Annotated in this window: 12 protein-coding genes; 9 read left to right on the forward strand and 3 right to left on the reverse strand. The window is 70.3% G+C overall.

The genetic code is table 11. The features are described from left to right. Positions 1 to 3 precede the first annotated feature (3 nt). The gene (gene sdhC / locus ACTRO_RS30150) at positions 4 to 426 is read right to left on the reverse strand and encodes a succinate dehydrogenase, cytochrome b556 subunit (RefSeq protein ID WP_084316625.1); all 423 of its coding nucleotides are present in this window, start codon (positions 424 to 426) and stop codon (positions 4 to 6) included. A 282-nt stretch (positions 427 to 708) separates the two neighbouring features. On the opposite strand from sdhC, the gene ACTRO_RS30155 reads away from it, so the two are divergent. Beyond that, positions 709 to 2295 carry an acyl-CoA mutase large subunit family protein gene (locus ACTRO_RS30155; protein WP_034268502.1) on the forward strand — a complete coding sequence of 529 codons (1587 nt, stop codon included), beginning with the start codon at positions 709 to 711 and terminating at the stop codon, positions 2293 to 2295. A gap of 39 nt (positions 2296 to 2334) precedes the next feature. Here ACTRO_RS30155 and ACTRO_RS30160 read toward each other — a convergent pair whose 3' ends face one another. Continuing rightward, positions 2335 to 3177 carry a trypsin-like serine peptidase gene (locus tag ACTRO_RS30160; RefSeq protein ID WP_051451613.1) on the reverse strand — a complete coding sequence of 281 codons (843 nt, stop codon included), beginning with the start codon at positions 3175 to 3177 and terminating at the stop codon, positions 2335 to 2337. A 426-nt stretch (positions 3178 to 3603) separates the two neighbouring features. Here ACTRO_RS30160 and ACTRO_RS30165 point away from each other — a divergent pair, with 426 nt between their 5' ends. The 8 genes from ACTRO_RS30165 to ACTRO_RS30200 all read left to right on the forward strand — a co-directional run bounded on the left by ACTRO_RS30165 (position 3604) and on the right by ACTRO_RS30200 (position 14323). Continuing rightward, a complete protein-coding gene (locus tag ACTRO_RS30165) occupies positions 3604 to 4833 on the forward strand; it encodes an amidohydrolase (RefSeq protein ID WP_034268505.1) in 1230 nt (409 codons plus the stop codon). Positions 4834 to 5467: 634 nt separating this feature from the next. After that, positions 5468 to 6577: a BMP family lipoprotein gene (locus tag ACTRO_RS30170; RefSeq protein ID WP_034268507.1), complete on the forward strand. Its 1110-nt coding sequence runs from the start codon at positions 5468 to 5470 to the stop codon at positions 6575 to 6577. Between the two features lie 127 nt (positions 6578 to 6704). Continuing rightward, a complete protein-coding gene (locus tag ACTRO_RS30175; RefSeq protein ID WP_034268509.1) occupies positions 6705 to 8291 on the forward strand; it encodes an ABC transporter ATP-binding protein in 1587 nt (528 codons plus the stop codon). A 70-nt stretch (positions 8292 to 8361) separates the two neighbouring features. Next, on the forward strand, positions 8362 to 9636 hold the full coding sequence (locus tag ACTRO_RS30180; protein WP_051451614.1) for an ABC transporter permease: 1275 nt from the start codon (positions 8362 to 8364) through the stop codon (positions 9634 to 9636). Beyond that, entirely contained in the window at positions 9633 to 10913 is a 1281-nt protein-coding gene (locus tag ACTRO_RS30185; protein ID WP_034268512.1) for an ABC transporter permease, read from the forward strand. The genes ACTRO_RS30180 and ACTRO_RS30185 overlap by 4 nt, the downstream gene beginning before the upstream one ends. Before the next feature lie 4 nt (positions 10914 to 10917). Then, entirely contained in the window at positions 10918 to 11316 is a 399-nt protein-coding gene (locus tag ACTRO_RS30190) for a cytidine deaminase (protein ID WP_034268515.1), read from the forward strand. A gap of 33 nt (positions 11317 to 11349) precedes the next feature. Further along, positions 11350 to 12648, forward strand: coding sequence for a thymidine phosphorylase (locus tag ACTRO_RS30195; protein ID WP_034268518.1), 1299 nt, complete (start codon positions 11350 to 11352; stop codon positions 12646 to 12648). A 16-nt stretch (positions 12649 to 12664) separates the two neighbouring features. Next, positions 12665 to 14323 (forward strand): SWIM zinc finger family protein, encoded by a 1659-nt coding sequence (locus ACTRO_RS30200; protein ID WP_034268521.1) that lies wholly within the window; start codon positions 12665 to 12667, stop codon positions 14321 to 14323. Positions 14324 to 14373: 50 nt separating this feature from the next. Here the strand turns inward: ACTRO_RS30200 and ACTRO_RS44145 are convergent, their stop codons facing one another. Continuing rightward, the gene (locus ACTRO_RS44145; protein ID WP_051451615.1) at positions 14374 to 16314 is read right to left on the reverse strand and encodes a cellulose-binding domain-containing protein; all 1941 of its coding nucleotides are present in this window, start codon (positions 16312 to 16314) and stop codon (positions 14374 to 14376) included. Positions 16315 to 16548: the final 234 nt, after the last annotated feature.

The raw sequence follows: 16548 nt of genomic DNA on the forward strand, positions 1-16548 counted from the left end.
CTCTCAGTACCCGAAGATCCGGTGCAGCGAGTGCGCCAGGATGGGATAGAACATCCCGGCCATCAGCACCACCCAGACGCCCACGACCCACCACAGCAGCTTCTTCTGGTGCCGCGCGCCCTTGGCCCAGAAGTCGACCGCGATGATCCGCAGGCCGTTGAACGCGTGGAAGACGATCGCCGCGGTCAGGCCGTACTCGAGGAAGTTGGTGATCGGGTTCTTGTAGGTGCCGATCACGCTGTTGTAGTCGCTCTGCGAGACCCGCAGCAGAGAGGCGTCGAGTACGTGCGCGAACAGGAAGAAGAAGATCAGGACGCCGGTGATGCGGTGCGCCACCCAACTCCACATGCCCTCGCGGCCGCGGTAGAGCGTGCCCTTCTTACCGGACCGGGAACTCGCTCCCGCGCCAGACGTTGTAGTGGCCATGGGCTCCGCCCTGCCCCTTTCCTGATCGTCGCGTCCTCGTCGGCCGTCAGGTTAACCACCCCTCGGGGTGGTCCGATGACCATCGGGCGGGTTTTGTGAGCGATCTCGCATCGGACATCGCGGACAAATCTCCTCACTAGTGGATCTCATGGGCGTGTGATTCGCACGACAGTGAGTCCTGTCGAGTGAGCCGGGCTACCCGTCGGTAGCCTTTCTCGGTACGCTCCGAAACCGGGAGGCGACCCGCGCCTACCCCGCACCACCGCCCGGATGGGATCTTCGATGACTTCTGCCGCGACGAACGAGTCAGGGCTTCCGCTCGAGCCGGTGTACGGCCCTGAGTCGCTCGAGGGCTGGGATCCGGCGGCCCGGCTGGGGCGGCCGGGCGCGTATCCGTTCACCCGCGGCGTGTACCCGAGCATGTACACCGGCCGGCCCTGGACGATGCGTCAGTACGCGGGGTTCGGCACGGCCGCGGAGTCCAACGCCCGGTACAAGCAGCTGATCGCGAACGGCTCGACCGGACTGTCGGTGGCCTTCGACCTGCCGACGCAGATGGGCTACGACTCGGACGAGCCGATCGCGCAGGGCGAGGTGGGCAAGGTCGGCGTGGCGATCGACTCGATCGAGGACATGCGGACCCTGTTCGGCGGGATCCCGCTGGAGAAGGTCTCCACTTCGATGACGATCAACGCTCCGGCCTCGATCCTGCTGCTGCTCTATCAGCTCGTCGGCGAGGAGCAGGGGGTCGCGCCGAGTCAGCTGACCGGGACGATCCAGAACGACATCCTCAAGGAGTACATCGCCCGCGGCACCTACATCTTCCCGCCGGCGCCCTCGCTGCGGCTGGTCGCGGACGTGTTCGCATACTGCCAGCGCGAGATCCCGAAGTGGAACACGATCTCGATCTCCGGCTACCACATGGCCGAGGCGGGGGCGACGCCCGCGCAGGAGGTCGCCTTCACCCTCGCCGACGGCATCGCCTACGTGCGCGCGGCGGTGAAGTCCGGGCTGGACGTGGACGAGTTCGCCCCGCGCCTGTCGTTCTTCTTCGTCGCCCGCACGACGCTGCTCGAGGAGGTCGCCAAGTTCCGCGCGGCCCGGCGGATCTGGGCCCGCGTCATGCGCGACGAGTTCGGCGCGAAGGACCCGAAGTCGCAGATGCTGCGCTTCCACACACAGACCGCGGGGGTCCAGCTGACGGCCCAGCAGCCGGAGGTGAACCTGATCCGGGTCGCGCTGCAGGGGCTCGGCGCGGTCCTCGGCGGCACGCAGTCGCTGCACACGAACTCGTTCGACGAGGCGATCGCGCTGCCGACGGAGAAGGCCGCGCGCCTCGCCCTGCGCACGCAGCAGGTGATCGCCTACGAGACGGACGTGACGAAGACGGTCGACCCGTTCGCCGGCTCGTACGTGGTCGAGTCGATGACGGACGCGCTCGAGGCTGAGATAGACGTATTGATGCGGCGGGTGGAAGACCTCGGCGGCGCCGTGGCGGCGATCGAGCACGGCTTCCAGAAGACCGAGATCGAGCGTTCGGCCTACCAGATCACCCAGCAGATCGACGGCGGCGAGCGCGTGGTCGTGGGCGTCAACCGGTTCGCGCTCGACGAGGAGGAGCCCTACGAGCCGCTCCGGGTCGACCCGACCATCGGCCAGCAGCAGACCGAGCGGCTCGCCAAGCTGCGCGCGGAGCGCTCGAACGGCGATGTGAGTCGCGCGCTCGACGAGATAAAGCGTGCGGCCGAGGGCGAGGAGAACGTGCTGTATCCGATGAAGGAGGCGCTGCGGGCCTGCGCCACCGTCGGCGAGGTCTCGCACGCGCTGCGCGAGGTCTGGGGCACCTACATTCCGCGCGACGCATTCTGACCTGCGCGTACTTCAGTCGGGAGGCTCGGTCGGGAGGCCTCAGTAGCGCGAGGCTTCCCGGTAGAGCGACTGGATCGCGGGGGTGAACGCCGCCGCGTAGCTGATCGCGGGGCCGGCGCCGCCCTGCTGGTAGCCGCCGACGACGCCGACGAGCGTGCCGATGCCGGTCGAGGGGTCGACGTTCGTCAGCAGCGGGCCGCCGCTGGTGCCGGCGGGGAAGCCGTCGCACACGACCCGCAGCTGCGTGCGGGAGTGGAAGCCCATGGTGGAGCGGCAGACGAGCGGGGCCTGACCGTCGTCGGCGTAGCCGAGTTGGACGGTGAGGGTGCCCGGGGCGGGGATGGCACCGAAGCGCTCGGCCCCGGTGACCGTCTCCAGCGGACGCGGGTCGTCTTTGCGGAAGACCGTGAGGAAGGAAATGTCGAAGTCGGGGTTCCCGCCCTTCGACGCACTCCACTGTTTGGCCCGGATCACGCGCGTCGGGTACCAGACGCCGTAGGGCGTCGAGCTGCCGTCCCAGCCCGGCAGATAGGCCACCGCCATGGGGCCGCCCACGGTCGCGCGCACGCCGGCGACGCAGTGCGCGGCGGTCGCGATCAGGTCTCCGTTGGGGCTGTCCACGGCGACGGCCGAGCACAGCCGCTTGCCCGGGGTGCCGTCGAGGTTCTGCCACACCAGCGCGCCGACCTGCGGCAGGCCGGCGAAGGCCGCCCCGGCCCGGGGCGAGGAGAGCGAGGTCGCGCTGACCAGGGCGGGCGGCGCCGGCAGATCCGGCGGAAGGGTGCCCGCGGTCGTGGTGCGCGCCGTAGCGGCGGCCGTGAGCGCACTGGCGGCCACGACCGGGGCGAGGATCTTGGCGGAGAGCAGCGGGATCAGCGGCACGGAGCCTGATGCCCCGTCAGGACCCCGGCTACTCTCCGCCGTACGAGTGAGATTCGGCTTTGGTCAGGTCCCCGGAGCACGCTCCGGAGCCGGCTCGATCCGGATTTCCTGCTTGTGCGAGCCGCAGCCGCACGGGTTGCACCGGCACGGGTTGCAGCTGCAACCCCGGCCGCTGCAGCCGCAGGCGGACTCCTGCGGGGTGGGGGATTGGGTCATGGGGCCTCCCAGGGCACGCGCGAAAGCTTTCGGTTAGTGCGTTCCCGGCGGGCCGTTCCGCTACCCTCGGTGACCCCGGCGCACTCGGCGCATCCGAGGGCGGATTGCGGTGGCGCGAGATAGTCCTGTCGGATCATTTGTGGCCCCCGGAGGGGTCAACTGGGGGCAAAAACGCGTCTCAGAGACGATTGACGGGTCTACCGTTGGGGAATGGTCAGGAACCTCGCTGTCCCGTATCACGAAGCGCCCGTGCACCCCGCGAGCGCACTGACCGCCGCGCGTATCGCCGAGCTCATCGAGATCCGCCGCGATCTGCACGCCCATCCGGAACTCGCCCGCCAGGAGCTGCGCAGCACCGCCGTGGTCGCGGAGCGACTGCGCCAGGCCGGGCTCGAGCCCCGCGTGCAGCCCAGCGGAGCCGGCCTGACCTGCGACATCGGCGCCCGCCCTGGCGAGGGCGCGGCGCACGCGGGCTTCTCCGGCCGCCTCGCCATCCGGGCCGACCTCGACGCCCTGCCGATCCAGGAGGCGCCGGGCCTGACCTTCCGCTCGGTCACCGACGGGGTCTCGCACGCCTGCGGCCACGACATCCACACCACCGTCGTGCTCGGCACCGGCCTGGCGCTGGCCGAGGCCGCGGCCCAGGGCCTGCCGGTCCCGCCGGTGCGGCTGATCTTCCAGCCGAGCGAGGAGGTCATGCCCGGCGGCGCGCTGGACATGATCGCGGGCGGCGCGCTCGAGGGCGTCGGCCGCGCGGTCTCGCTGCACTGCGACCCGCGGGTGGACGCGGGCCGGGTGGGCCTGCGCATCGGCCCGCTGACCGCCGCCTGCGACAAGCTCGCCGTGCGCCTGAGCGGCCCGGGCGGGCACACCTCGCGCCCGCAGCTGACGGTGGACCTGGTGCACGCGCTCGCGCACCTGGTCACCGAGCTGCCGGCGGCGCTCTCCCGCCGGGTGGACCCGCGGCACGGGCTGTCCCTGGTGTGGGGCTCGATCAACGCCGGCCAGGCGCCGAACGCGATCCCGCAGGCCGGCGAGGCGCACGGCACCGTGCGCTGCATGGACGAGCGGGCCTGGGTGGACGCACCGGACCTGGTGCTCGAGCTGATCGACTCCATCGCCTCGGTGTACGGCGCGAAGACCGAGCTCGACTACGTCCGCGGGGTTCCGCCGGTGGTCAACGACGAGCCGACGATCGAGGACATGCGCGTGGCGGCCGGCCGGATCTGCGGGCCGGAGAACGTGGTGGTGGTGGAGCAGTCGCTCGGCGGCGAGGACTTCTCCTGGTACCTGCGGCACGTGCCCGGCGCGATGGCCCGCCTCGGCGTGCGCACCCCGGGCGACACGGTCCAGCGCGACCTGCACCAGCCGAGCTTCCTCGCGGACGAGTCGGCCATCGCCATCGGCGTGCGGTTCTTCACCGAACTGGCGATGGGCTGAGCGACCGTGGATCCGACCACGGCGGGCCGGGCGGCTTGAGGCTGCGCGGCCCGGAAAACGGGTGACGGCGGCGCGGGGGCGCGGTGCCGTGCTTCGGGGGAATCCACGTGACGCAACGGCCGTGACCGCGCCCGCATCATTGCGAGATCGATTGCCGGGGAAGCCGTCGGCGGCGCCCCGCGAACGGCCCGTCAGGCCGGCCGCGGCCGTCGGCGGACGGCCGATGCCGACCTGACGGATGCTCACCTCAGCCCCGAGATCCCAGCTCCGGGCCGTACACCGACCCCGCCCGGCGCCGCCCCGAGTTCCGGGTCTATCCGCGCGCGACGCCTCTTGGTAACGTTTTCCGAGCCGAGGCCGCGAGGCCCCTCCGAAGACACTATTCGTGACGGAATGCTCGCGGGTTGTGATGGGTTTCGGGTCCGCCCCGTACCGTGCATCACGGATTCATCTCGACTTTCCACCGGAGCCATCTCGTTCCGTGCAATTCCGGAGGGACCAGCTCAAAACGAACCCCCTCGGGATCTATTCTCTGCACGTGGTCGGACTCGGCCAAGACTTCTCTCAGGTTTCCCAGCGTCGTGCGACAGCCCCCTCGGGCCGGGGCGTTGGGCCGTACTCAGGAGGCAACAGGGTGAAGAAGACGCTCAAGCTCGGCGCCGCGCTCGCCGCGGTAGGCCTCGCGGCATCGGCGTGTGGCTCGGCTCCGGTCTCTACCTCGGGCGGCAGCACCAGCGGAGGCAGCGCATCCGCGGCGGCGGCCAACTGGAGCGCCTGCATGGTGACCGACACCGGCGGTATCGACGACCACTCGTTCAACGCCGAGTCGTGGGCCGGCATGCAGGACGCGGCCAAGGCGTCCGGCGGCAAGGTCTCGGTCTCGTACGTCCAGTCGACCACGGAAAACGACTACACGAGCAACATCTCGAACCTGGTCGCCAAGGGCTGCAAGTACATAGTCACGGTCGGCTTCGCCATGGCCGACGCCACCACCGCTTCGGCGAAGAAGAACCCGAGCCAGCAGTACGCGATCGTGGACAACGCCTCCTCCGGCACCCAGATCCAGGGCCTGGAGTTCAACACGGCGCAGGGCGCGTTCCTCGGCGGCTACTTCGCGGCGGGCATGACCAAGACCGGCAAGGTGGCCACCTTCGGCGGCGCCAAGTACCCGACCGTCACCGTCTACATGGACGGCTTCTGGGAGGGCGTGCAGTACTACAACCAGCAGCACCACACCAAGGTCCAGGTCCTCGGCTGGAGCGAGAAGACCCAGCAGGGCACCTTCGACACCTCGGCCAACCCCTTCGGTGACCAGGCCGGCGGCAAGCAGATCGCGCAGACCTTCCAGAGCCAGGGTGCGGACATCGTCTTCCCGGTCGCCGGCGGCACCGGCATCGGCGCGCTGCAGGCCGCGCAGGCGAGCAACGGCAAGCTGAACGCGATCTGGGTCGACGACGACGGCTGCGAGTCCAACGCCAGCTACTGCTCCTCGATCATGACCTCGGTCACCAAGGGCATCGCCACCGCGGTGAACACCTCGGTCACCGACGCCTACAACGGCAAGTTCTCCTCCACCGCGTTCATCGGCACGCTGGCCAACGGCGGAACCGGCCTCGCGCCGTTCCACGACTGGTCCTCGAAGGTGCCGGCGGCGCTGCAGACGGAGCTCGGCACCGTGAAGCAGGCCATCATCGACGGCAGCATCAAGATCACCTCGACGAGCCAGCCGACCGCGTCCTCCTGACCCGGTCGCTAGCTCGCCCCGTCGGGTGCGCGGCGCGCTGCGCACCCGACGGATGTGCTCGACGGAAGCCCGGCACATCAAAAAGTAGTCAATGAAGACGAAGCAAGCTTGAGAGACGGGTGAAGCGGTGCGTCTGGAACTACGCTCCATCACCAAGCGGTTCGGGTCGCTGGTCGCCAACGACCACATCGACCTGACCGTGGAGCCCGGGGAGATCCACTGCCTGCTCGGGGAGAACGGCGCGGGCAAGTCCACCCTGATGAACGTCCTGTACGGGCTCTACCAGCCGGACGAGGGCGAGATCGTCATCGACGGCACGGCCCGGGCGATCTCAGGACCGCGCGACGCCATCGCCGCCGGCATCGGCATGGTGCACCAGCACTTCATGCTGGTGCCCGTCTTCACCGTCGCGGAAAACGTTATCCTCGGCGACGAAGCGCAGCTCGGCACGGCCAAGGGCCCGCTGAACGTGCTCGACCACCGCACCGCCCGGCGCAAGGTCAAGGAGATCTCCGAGCGCTTCGGGCTCCCGCTCGACCCGGACGCCCGGATCGAGGATCTGCCGGTGGGCGTGCAGCAGCGGGTCGAGATCGTCAAGGCCCTGGTACGGGACGCGCAGACGCTGATCCTGGACGAGCCGACCGCGGTGCTCACCCCGCAGGAGATCGAGGACCTGTTCAAGGTCATGGACTCGCTGCGCAAGGCCGGCAAGTCCATCGTCTTCATCACCCACAAGCTCAAAGAGGTCAAGGCGATCGCCGACCGGATCACCGTCATCCGGCGCGGCGAGGTGGTCGGCAGCGCCGATCCGTCGATGAGCGAGAACGAGCTGGCCGCCATGATGGTGGGCCGCTCGGTGCAGCTCGTGGTGGACAAGGCCCCGGCCGCCCCCGGCGCCGAGGCACTGGTGGTCGACGGTCTCACGATCCGCGACGTGCACGGGAACGCGGCCGTGGACGACGTCTCGTTCACCGTGCGCGGAGGCGAGATCCTGGGCATCGCCGGTGTGCAGGGCAACGGCCAGTCCGAGCTCGCCGAGGCCATCCTCGGCCTCGTCCCGGTGGAGTCCGGCTCGATCCGGCTCGACGGCCGGGAGCTGCTCGGCCGCAGCCCGCGCGAGGTGCTCGACGCCGGCGTCGGCTTCATCCCGGAGGACCGCGGCCACGACGGCGTGGTCGGCGAGTTCTCGGTGGCGGAGAACCTGGTGCTCGACCTCTACAAGACCGCGCCCTTCGGCAAGCGGCTCTCGGTCGACCTCGGCGAGGTGGAACGCAACGCCGGGGAGCGCATCGCCGAGTTCGACATCCGCCCGACCGACCCGGCGCACCCGGCCGGCAAGCTCTCCGGCGGCAACCAGCAGAAGGTGGTGGTGGCGCGGGAGCTCTCCCGGCCGCTGAGCCTGCTGGTGGCCTCGCAGCCCACCCGAGGCGTCGACGTCGGCGCCATGGAGTTCATCCACAAGCGCATCGTGGCCGAGCGCGACCTCGGCCGGCCGATCCTGGTGGTCTCCACCGAGCTCGACGAGGTCCTCGCGCTCTCGGACAAGGTGGCGGTGATGTACCGCGGCAAGATCGTGGGCACCGTCTCCGCGGACACCCCGCGCGAGAAGATCGGCCTGCTGATGGCGGGGATCGCCGACGGGGATCAGGGTTCGGCCACCGGCGACGACACGACCACGGACCCCTCGGACCCCTCGGACGGTGAGGACTCATGAGCGAGCTTGCGAGCGAATCATTCGGCGCAGTGCACGCGTGCGGCCCCGCGATCGCTCGAGAGGTGACACGATGAGCACGCAGGAATCGAACGACGCCCCCGTGGCCGCCGCCGAGCCGGAGAACCCGGAGACCGCGCCGTCCAGTTGGGGGCGGCTGGCCCGCAACGTCTTCACCGCGCAGAGCACGCCGCTGGTGACGCTGCTCGCGATCGTGCTGGCGCTGCTCGTCGGGGCGATCCTGATCGTCATATCCGACGCGGCGGCGATGCGCGAGCTGGGCTACTTCTTCTCCCGGCCCTCGGACTTCTTCGACACCGCCTGGCACGACGTCTCGCACGGGTACTCGGACCTGTTCAAGGGCTCGATCTTCAACCCGGCCTTCGTCAACGGCACCCCCTCGCAGTTCTTCGGGCCGATCACCAACACGCTCGAGGACGCGACCCCGCTGATCTTCGGCGGCCTCGCGGTGACGGTCGCCTTCCGCGGCGGCATGTTCAACATCGGCGGCCAGGGCATGACCATCGCGGGCGCGATCCTGTGCACCTACGTGGCCTTCTCCTGGACCGCGCTGCCCGGCGCGCTGCAGCTGACCGTGGCGGTGCTGGCCGGCATCGTCGGTGGCGTGCTGCTCGGCGCCCTGGTCGGCTGGCTCAAGGCCAAGCGCGGGGCGCACGAGGTGGTCGTGACGATCATGCTCAACTACATCATGTTCTTCTTCCTGTCGAACTACCTGCTGACCACCTCGGCCTTCCACGACCCGACCAAGGCCGGTCAGTCGATCTCCAAGCCGGCCGGGCCGAACGCGGTGCTCCCGCACCTGTTCGGCTCCGAGCTGAGCACCGACTTCGGCCTGGTGATCGCGCTGGTGGCCACCGCGATCACGGCCTGGTTCTTCCGCCGCTCCAAGCTGGGCTTCGAGATCCGCGCGGTGGGCCTGAACCCGGCCGCGGCCCGCACCGGCGGCATCAGCGTGGCGCGGGTGCAGATCTGGGCGATGGTCATCTCCGGCGGCCTGATGGGCCTGATCGGGGTCACCCAGGTGCTGGGCCTGAACAACCCGAACAACAACTCGCTGAGCCCGAACATCGACGCCGGGCTCGGCTTCAACGCGATCACCGTGGCACTGCTCGGCCGCACCAAGCCCTGGGGCGTGGTGCTGGCGGCGCTGCTCTACGGCGCGTTCCAGGCGGGCGGCTCGGTGATGCAGGCGAACGACCAGATCTCGACCGACATCATCAACGTCATCGAGGCCCTGATCGTCATCTTCGTCTCCGCCCCGCAGCTGATCAAGGAGATCTTCCGGCTTCGCTCGCGCGACGCCGCTACCGCTGGAGCCGCCGCGTGACCACCGCCACCATCACCCCGCACGCCGAGATCGCGCAGAGCGCGACGGACCGCACGAAGCTGAGGTCGGGCATCGCCCAGGTCCTGGTGGGCGCGTTCGGGCTGTGGGCCTTCGGTCTCGGCACCCGCACCGGCGACGGCGTGCACACGCTGATCGGCTTCGGCCAGAACCCCGGCACCTACCAGCTCTCGATCCCGGCGAAGGCGCTCGCGCTCGCGCTGGCGGCGCTGGCCGTGCTGTGCGGCCTGGCCACCGCGTTCGCGCCGGTGTCCAAGGCGGCGCAGCGCTGGATCGCCGCGGTCTACTTCGTCGCGATGGTGCTCGCCTTCCTGGTGTGGGCGGCGGCCGGGCAGTCGGCCGGGCTGCCGGTGCCCAGCGTCGTGCTGCAGACCGCGCTGGCCACGGTGCCGCTGGTGCTCGGTTCGATGAGCGCGCTGCTGGCCGAGCGCTCCGGCGTGGTCAACATCGCGGTGGAGGGCCAGTTCCTGGCCGGCGCCTTCACCGCCGCGCTGACCGCCTCGATGACCGGCAGCGTCTGGGTGGGCCTGATCGCCGGCATGGCCGCGGGCGCCGCGATGAGCATGCTGCTGGCCTTCTTCGCCAACCGCTACCTGATCGAGCAGGTCGTGCTCGGCGTCGTGATCAACGTGCTGGCCGCCGGCCTGACCGGGTTCTTCTACGACCGGCTGATGGCCACCAACGGCGCCGAGTACAACACCCCGCCGCTGTTCACGCCCTGGCGCATCCCGGGCCTGGCCTCGATCCCGGTGATCGGGCCGCTGTTCGACCAGAACATCGTGTTCTACGCGGCGTACCTGGTCGTCCCGCTGCTCTGGTACATGCTCTACCAGACCCGCTGGGGCCTGCGCACCCGGGCCGTGGGCGAGCACCCGCTGGCCGCCGACACCGTCGGCATCAAGGTGCTGGGGCTGCGCTACCAGAACCTGCTCTACTCCGGCCTGCTCTCGGGCCTGGGCGGGGTGTGGTTCACCGTCGGCAACACCGGCCAGTTCGGCAAGGACATGAGCGTGGGCAAGGGCTACGTCGCCATCGCGGCCCTGATCGTCGGGCGCTGGACTCCGCTGGGCGCCTTCGGGGCCTCGCTGATGTTCGGCTTCGCGATCTCGCTGCAGTACTTCCTCTCCCCGCTCAACACGCCGATCCCGAGCGCGTTCCTGCAGATGGCGCCGTACGCGATCACCATCTTCGTGGTCGCCGTCATCGGCGCGAAGGCGCGGCCGCCGGCGGCGTCGAACAAGCCGTTCAAGAAGGGCTGAGCCGATGGTCGAGGTCGACTGGGCGGCCCTGCGCGACGCGGCACGCGACGCGTTGCAGTACTCGTATTCGCCGTACTCGGACTACCCGGTCGGCGCCGCCGCGCTGGTGGACGACGGCCGGGTGGTCTCGGGCGCGAACATCGAGAACGCCTCGTACGGCGTGACGCTGTGCGCCGAGTGCTCGCTGGTCTCCCACCTGCGGATGTCCGGCGGCGGCCGGCTGGTGGCCTTCGCCTGCGTGGACGGGCAGGGCAACTGCCTGATGCCGTGCGGGCGCTGCCGGCAGCTGCTCTACGAGTTCGGCGGCGACGAGCTGCTGGTGGACACCCCGCGCGGGATCCAGCCGATGACCGAGGTGCTGCCGCAGGCCTTCGGTCCGCAGCATCTCGCCGTGCGGGACTGACAACTTCAAGCTAGGCAAGGCATCAGGAGCGCTGTGGACGTCATCGACATCATCATCGCCAAGCGGGAGTCGCGGGAGCTGACGGACCGGCAGATCGACTGGCTCATCCCGGCCTACACCGCGGGGACCGTGGCGGACGAGCAGATGTCCGCGCTGGCGATGGCGATCCTGCTCAACGGGATGAGCCGGCGCGAGGTCTCCCGCTGGACCGAGGCGATGATACGCACCGGGATCCGGATGGAGTTGCCCGGACTCGGCCGGCCCACCACCGACAAGCACTCGACCGGCGGCGTGGGCGACAAGATAACGCTGCCGCTGGCCCCGCTCGTGGCCTCCTGCGGCGCGGCGGTGCCGCAGCTGTCCGGTCGCGGGCTCGGCCACACCGGCGGCACGCTGGACAAGTTCGAGTCCATCCCGGGCTGGCGGGCGCAGCTGTCCGAGGCGGAGATGCTCAGTGTGCTGCGGGAGACCGGAGCGGTGGTGTGCGCGGCCGGGGACGGACTGGCCCCGGCGGACAAGAAGCTCTACGCGCTGCGGGACGTGACCGGCACGGTGGAGTCGATACCGCTGATCGCCTCCTCCATCATGTCCAAGAAGATCGCGGAGGGCACCGGCGCGCTGGTGCTGGATGTGAAGGTCGGCTCCGGCGCGTTCATGAAGGACCTCGACCGGGCCCGCGAACTGGCCGAGACGATGGTCTCCCTCGGCACCGACCACGACGTGAAGACGGTGGCGCTGCTCACCGACATGAGCACGCCGCTCGGCCTGACCGCGGGCAACGCGCTGGAGGTGCGCGAGTCGGTGGAGGTGCTGGCCGGCGGCGGCCCGGCGGACGTGGTCGAGCTGACTCTGGCACTGGCACGCGAGATGCTGGCCAACGCCGGGATCGACGGCGTGGACCCGGCCGAGAACCTGCGCAACGGCAAGGCGATGGACGTGTGGCGGCGCATGGTCCGGGCGCAGGGCGGAGACCCGGACGCGGAGCTGCCGGTGGCGCGGGAGCAGCACGTGCTGACGGCGCAGAGTTCCGGCACGCTCGTCTCCCTGGACGCGCTGCAGGTGGGCGTCGCGGCCTGGCGGCTGGGCGCCGGCCGGGCCCGCAAGGAGGATCCGGTGCAGGCCGGGGCCGGTGTGGTGATGCACGCGAAGCCGGGCGACGAGGTGAGCGCCGGTCAGCCGCTGCTGACGCTGAACACGGACACCCCGGAGCGCTTCGACGCGGCGCTGGCGGCGCTCGAGGGCGCCTGGCGGATCGAGCGGGCCGGCTCCGGCCGGGCGCGCGAAGCCGAGGCGATCCGATCTCGCCCACTCATCCTGGATCGCATCGCCTGACCAGTACTATCTCCTTATGGCGTTGGCGTTTATCGAGGACGACCTGCGGAACGCGGCCGGCCCGATGGGATTCGAGCGCGGACTCAACTACCGCGACTGCGTGGAAGAACTCGACATCGGCCCGGACGCGGTCGACGCCATCGTCGTGGGCTCCTTCGAGTACGACGTCACCCTCAGCCGGGAGCGCGGTGCGCTCGCGGGGCAGTGCTCGTGCCCGTGGGGGCAGGAGGGCAACTTCTGCAAGCACTGCGTGGCCGTGGGCCTGGCCGTGCTCGCCGCCTGGGCGGCCGGCGGCCCGACCGCCGCGACCGGCCCGGCCCGGCCCGACCTCGATGCCTGGCTCGAGTCGCTGACCGAGGCCGAGCTGCGCGAAGAACTGCGGGTACTGATACGCGGCGACCGGGAGCTGCGGCGCCGGTTCGAGCTGCGGGTGGCGCAGGCGGGGCAGGACGCCGGGCAGGTGCACGGCCTGGTGCGCCAGCTGCTGCGGCGCGGCGGGCGCGAGTTCATCGACTACGAGGACGGCGACGCGTACGCGGTCCGGGTGGAAGAGGCCGGACACGCGATCGAGGGCCTGATCGAGGCGGGCGCGGCCGAGGAGGCCATGCTGGTGTGCCGGGAGGCGGCCGGCTTCGCCATCGAGGCGCTGGCCACGGCCGAGGACGCGAACGGCTCGATCTACGCCGCGGTCACCGACCTGCTGCCGCTGCACCTGCGCGCCGCCCGGGCCGCCCGGCCGGATCCGCTGGAGCTGGCCCGGCACCTCGCCGAGCACAACCTGGCGGACGAGCTGGACCTGGGCCACGACGTCGGCGAGTACACGGACCTGTTGGGGGCCAAGGGTTTCGCGCACCTGCGCGACGTGGTCGCCGCGGCCTACGAGCGCAATCCCAAGGGGGCCCGGGAGCGGCGGTTCATGGAGGAGCTCGTCCGCCGCGGCGGCGACCTCGACGAGCTCGTCACCCTGCTCTCCCGCGACCTCGACTCCTACGGCCGCCAGCACCTGCGGATCGCGATCGACCTCGACGGGGCCGGCCGGGACGAGGAGGCGCTCAAGTGGGCGGAGACCGGACTGCGCGAGAGCACCGGCTTCGTCGGCACCGACCTGGTCGAGTTCGTGGCGCTGCGCTATACGCAGGCCGGCCGGTTCAAGGATCTGCTGCGGCTGCGGCGGGAGCGCTTCTCGGCCGAGCTGACCGTCTCGCACTACGAGCTGCTGCGCGAGACGGCTACGGCGATGGGCCTGTGGGAGGCCGAGCGCGGCCGGGCGATGGCGCTGCTGCGCCGGGACGCGGCAAAGCAGGGTCCGCTGGCGCGCTACGGCATGGGCCCGGTGCTGATCGACGTGCTGATCGCCGAAGGCGACTTCGAGGGCGCCTGGGAGCAGGCGCGCAGGGGTTCGAGCGAGCCGCAGCGACTCAAGCTCGCGGCGCTGATCCGGCAGGGCCGGCCGGCCGAGGCGCTCGAGGTGTATCAGCGTGCGCTCGAGTCCCTGCGGACGCAGACCGGCGAAGAGGCCTACCGCCGCGTCCTGGAGCTGCTGCAAGGCGTCCAGGCCTGCCACGCGGTGCTCGGGACTCCGGGCGGGTTCGCGGCGTACCTGGCCGCCTTCCGGACGGAGCAGAAGCGCAAGCGCAATCTGATCCGGCTCCTGGACGCGGCGGGTCTGGCCTGAGTTCTGAGGGCTCAGCGCTCAGTGCTTAGTGCTCAGTGCGTGGACAGGGCTCAGTACGTGAACGAGTAGGCGGCGAGCGAGGAGATGCCGTTGGCGGACACGTACAGGCTGTACGTGCCGTGCGGCAGGCTCGAGGGCACGGTGAAGTCGGTCGTCTCCGCCTCACCCGGGGTGCTCGTCGCCATCGTGCTGAAGTTCGAGGTCTTGGCGTAGTAGACGTTGCCGGCGGAGTTCTTGAGGTAGACGATCGGGAAGTTCTGCGGGTCCTGATAGTCGTCCTCGCCGACCGTCACCAGGCCGGTGAGCTGGGTGCCGGTCAGATGATAGGAACCGCCGCCGTTCGCGGAGACGGAGCCGACGGTCGGGCGCCAGGAGTTCTGCGGCGTGCCGACCGGGGTGTAGATCCAGTCGCGGTCGCCCGCGGCGGCGAGCACCTGGCCGTTGGGCAGGTTGATGAAGTTGACCGCCTGGCCCGAGCCGTCCGGCGGCTCCGCGATCTGGGTGAAGGCGTTGGTGTTCGGGTTGTACTCCTGAAGCATCGGACCCGACGCCGAACCGCAGGCGTTGGTGAGCCAGCTGCACTTGATCGTGTCGACCAGAACGTCGCCGTTGACCTCGGGCACCGTGTACGAGTCGTCGACGTAACTGCCGTCGAGCATGCCCGGGCCCTGGGCCCAGCTGCCGGACGAACTCGCGGTGCTGCCCGGCGTGTAGACGGCCGAGGAGTTGCCGCCCATGACCAGGATCTTGCCGTTGTACATCAGGGTCGTCATGGCCGGGTCCACCGAGCCGTTCTCGAACCCGGAGGGCGCGGCCGGGAGCTTGATCCAGGTCTGCGTGCTCGAGTTGTAGCGGTACTGGCCGCCCGCGCTCATCGCCACGACGGAGTCGTCCGGCAGCGTCACCCAGCCGTCCTCACCGGCCGAGGCCGGCCGGGACCCGGCGGCGGTCCAGGAGTTGGTGCTGGGGCTGAAGATCTGCGTCTTGGCCTGCTCCTCGTCCGAGGCGACGATGCTGCCGTTGGCCAGGGTCGCGCTGCCGGTGTCGTAGAGGTTGCCGTACAGGCCCTCCTGGCCCAGCGACCAGGTGTTGGTGGCCGGGTTGTAGAGCTGGACCGCATTGTGGTCGTTGGCGGAACTGCCGGAGGGGTATTCGTAGACGTACTCGCCGCCGGCCTGGTAGAAGCGGCCGTCCGGCAGGATGTGCTCCTGCGCCGCGCCCAGGCCGTAGGGGCTCGAGGCGAGGGTCTGCCAGGTGCCGTTCGCGTAGCTGCCCTGCGCGTCGGGCACCAGCTTGACCCACTGGCTCAGGTTCGAGCCGTTCGACAGGATGCTGCCGTCGGTCATCAGCCACAGGAACGTCGCGGCTCCGCCGGTGGAGGGGTTGACCGGCGCGGCCTGCCACGTGCCCTGGTTGGCCGGGGGAGGGGAGGAAGTGCTCGACGACGGGCTCGGCGAGGCCGACGCGGACGCCGACGCGGACGCCGAGGGCGACGGCGAAGCGGACCGCGACGCCGAGGCCGACGCCGAGGGGGACGGCGTCGAGCTCGCCGAGGACGAGGTCACCGTGCCGGTGCAGGCGACGCCGTTGAGCGAGAGCTGGCTCGGGCTCGCGTTGCTGCCGGAGTAGGAGCCGTTGAAGCCGAAGCTCAGGCTCGCGCCGGTGGCGACGGAACCGTCGTAGGAGACGTTCGTCGCGGTGACGTTCGCCCCGGACTGCGTGTCGGTGGCGTTCCAGATCTGGGTGATCTGCTGGTTGCCCGGGAAGGCCCAGGTGACGTTCCAGGAGCTGATCGCGCTGCCGAGATTGGTGACCGACACGGCGGCGCCGAAGCCGCCGGGCCAGCTGGAGGAGACGGTGTAGCTCGCCTGGCAGCCGCTCGCGGCGCTGGCGGGCAGGTCGTTCGCGCCGATCAGGACGCCGGCGCCGAGCAGCGCGGCGGTGGCGGCGGCGAAGCCGCGCCCCAGCCGCGTGCGCGTTGGACCTCGCATCGAGATCCCCTTTCGGGTAGCCGAAATTGTTAGCGCTAACCTCGACGTCGGTCCCGAAAGGGTCAATTTTCGATGGGGTCTGTGGCAGGGTCTTGCGTCGCGCCAGCAGCGGCCCGGTCCGATCCGTTCGTACACCGCGGGCTGAAAACTACATGCTGCGGCATGGATCTTAACCGGTTCTTAGCAGGTCCCGCCGGACCGCGCCGGAGTTCTCCCCGGCGCGGTCCGACGGCG

Origin of the sequence: Actinospica robiniae DSM 44927 (genome assembly GCF_000504285.1) — a bacterium.
Lineage (GTDB): Bacteria > Actinomycetota > Actinomycetes > Streptomycetales > Catenulisporaceae > Actinospica > Actinospica robiniae.

What these genes read in the sequence shown, in the direction of transcription:
- sdhC (WP_084316625.1), bottom strand. Translation starts at nt 426, where the DNA reads ATGGCCACTACAACGTCTGGCGCGGGAGCGAGTTCCCGGTCCGGTAAG.
- ACTRO_RS30155 (WP_034268502.1), top strand. Translation starts at nt 709, where the DNA reads ATGACTTCTGCCGCGACGAACGAGTCAGGGCTTCCGCTCGAGCCGGTG.
- ACTRO_RS30165 (WP_034268505.1), top strand. Translation starts at nt 3,604, where the DNA reads ATGGTCAGGAACCTCGCTGTCCCGTATCACGAAGCGCCCGTGCACCCC.
- ACTRO_RS30180 (WP_051451614.1), top strand. Translation starts at nt 8,362, where the DNA reads ATGAGCACGCAGGAATCGAACGACGCCCCCGTGGCCGCCGCCGAGCCG.
- ACTRO_RS30190 (WP_034268515.1), top strand. Translation starts at nt 10,918, where the DNA reads ATGGTCGAGGTCGACTGGGCGGCCCTGCGCGACGCGGCACGCGACGCG.
- ACTRO_RS30200 (WP_034268521.1), top strand. Translation starts at nt 12,665, where the DNA reads ATGGCGTTGGCGTTTATCGAGGACGACCTGCGGAACGCGGCCGGCCCG.
- ACTRO_RS44145 (WP_051451615.1), bottom strand. Translation starts at nt 16,314, where the DNA reads ATGCGAGGTCCAACGCGCACGCGGCTGGGGCGCGGCTTCGCCGCCGCC.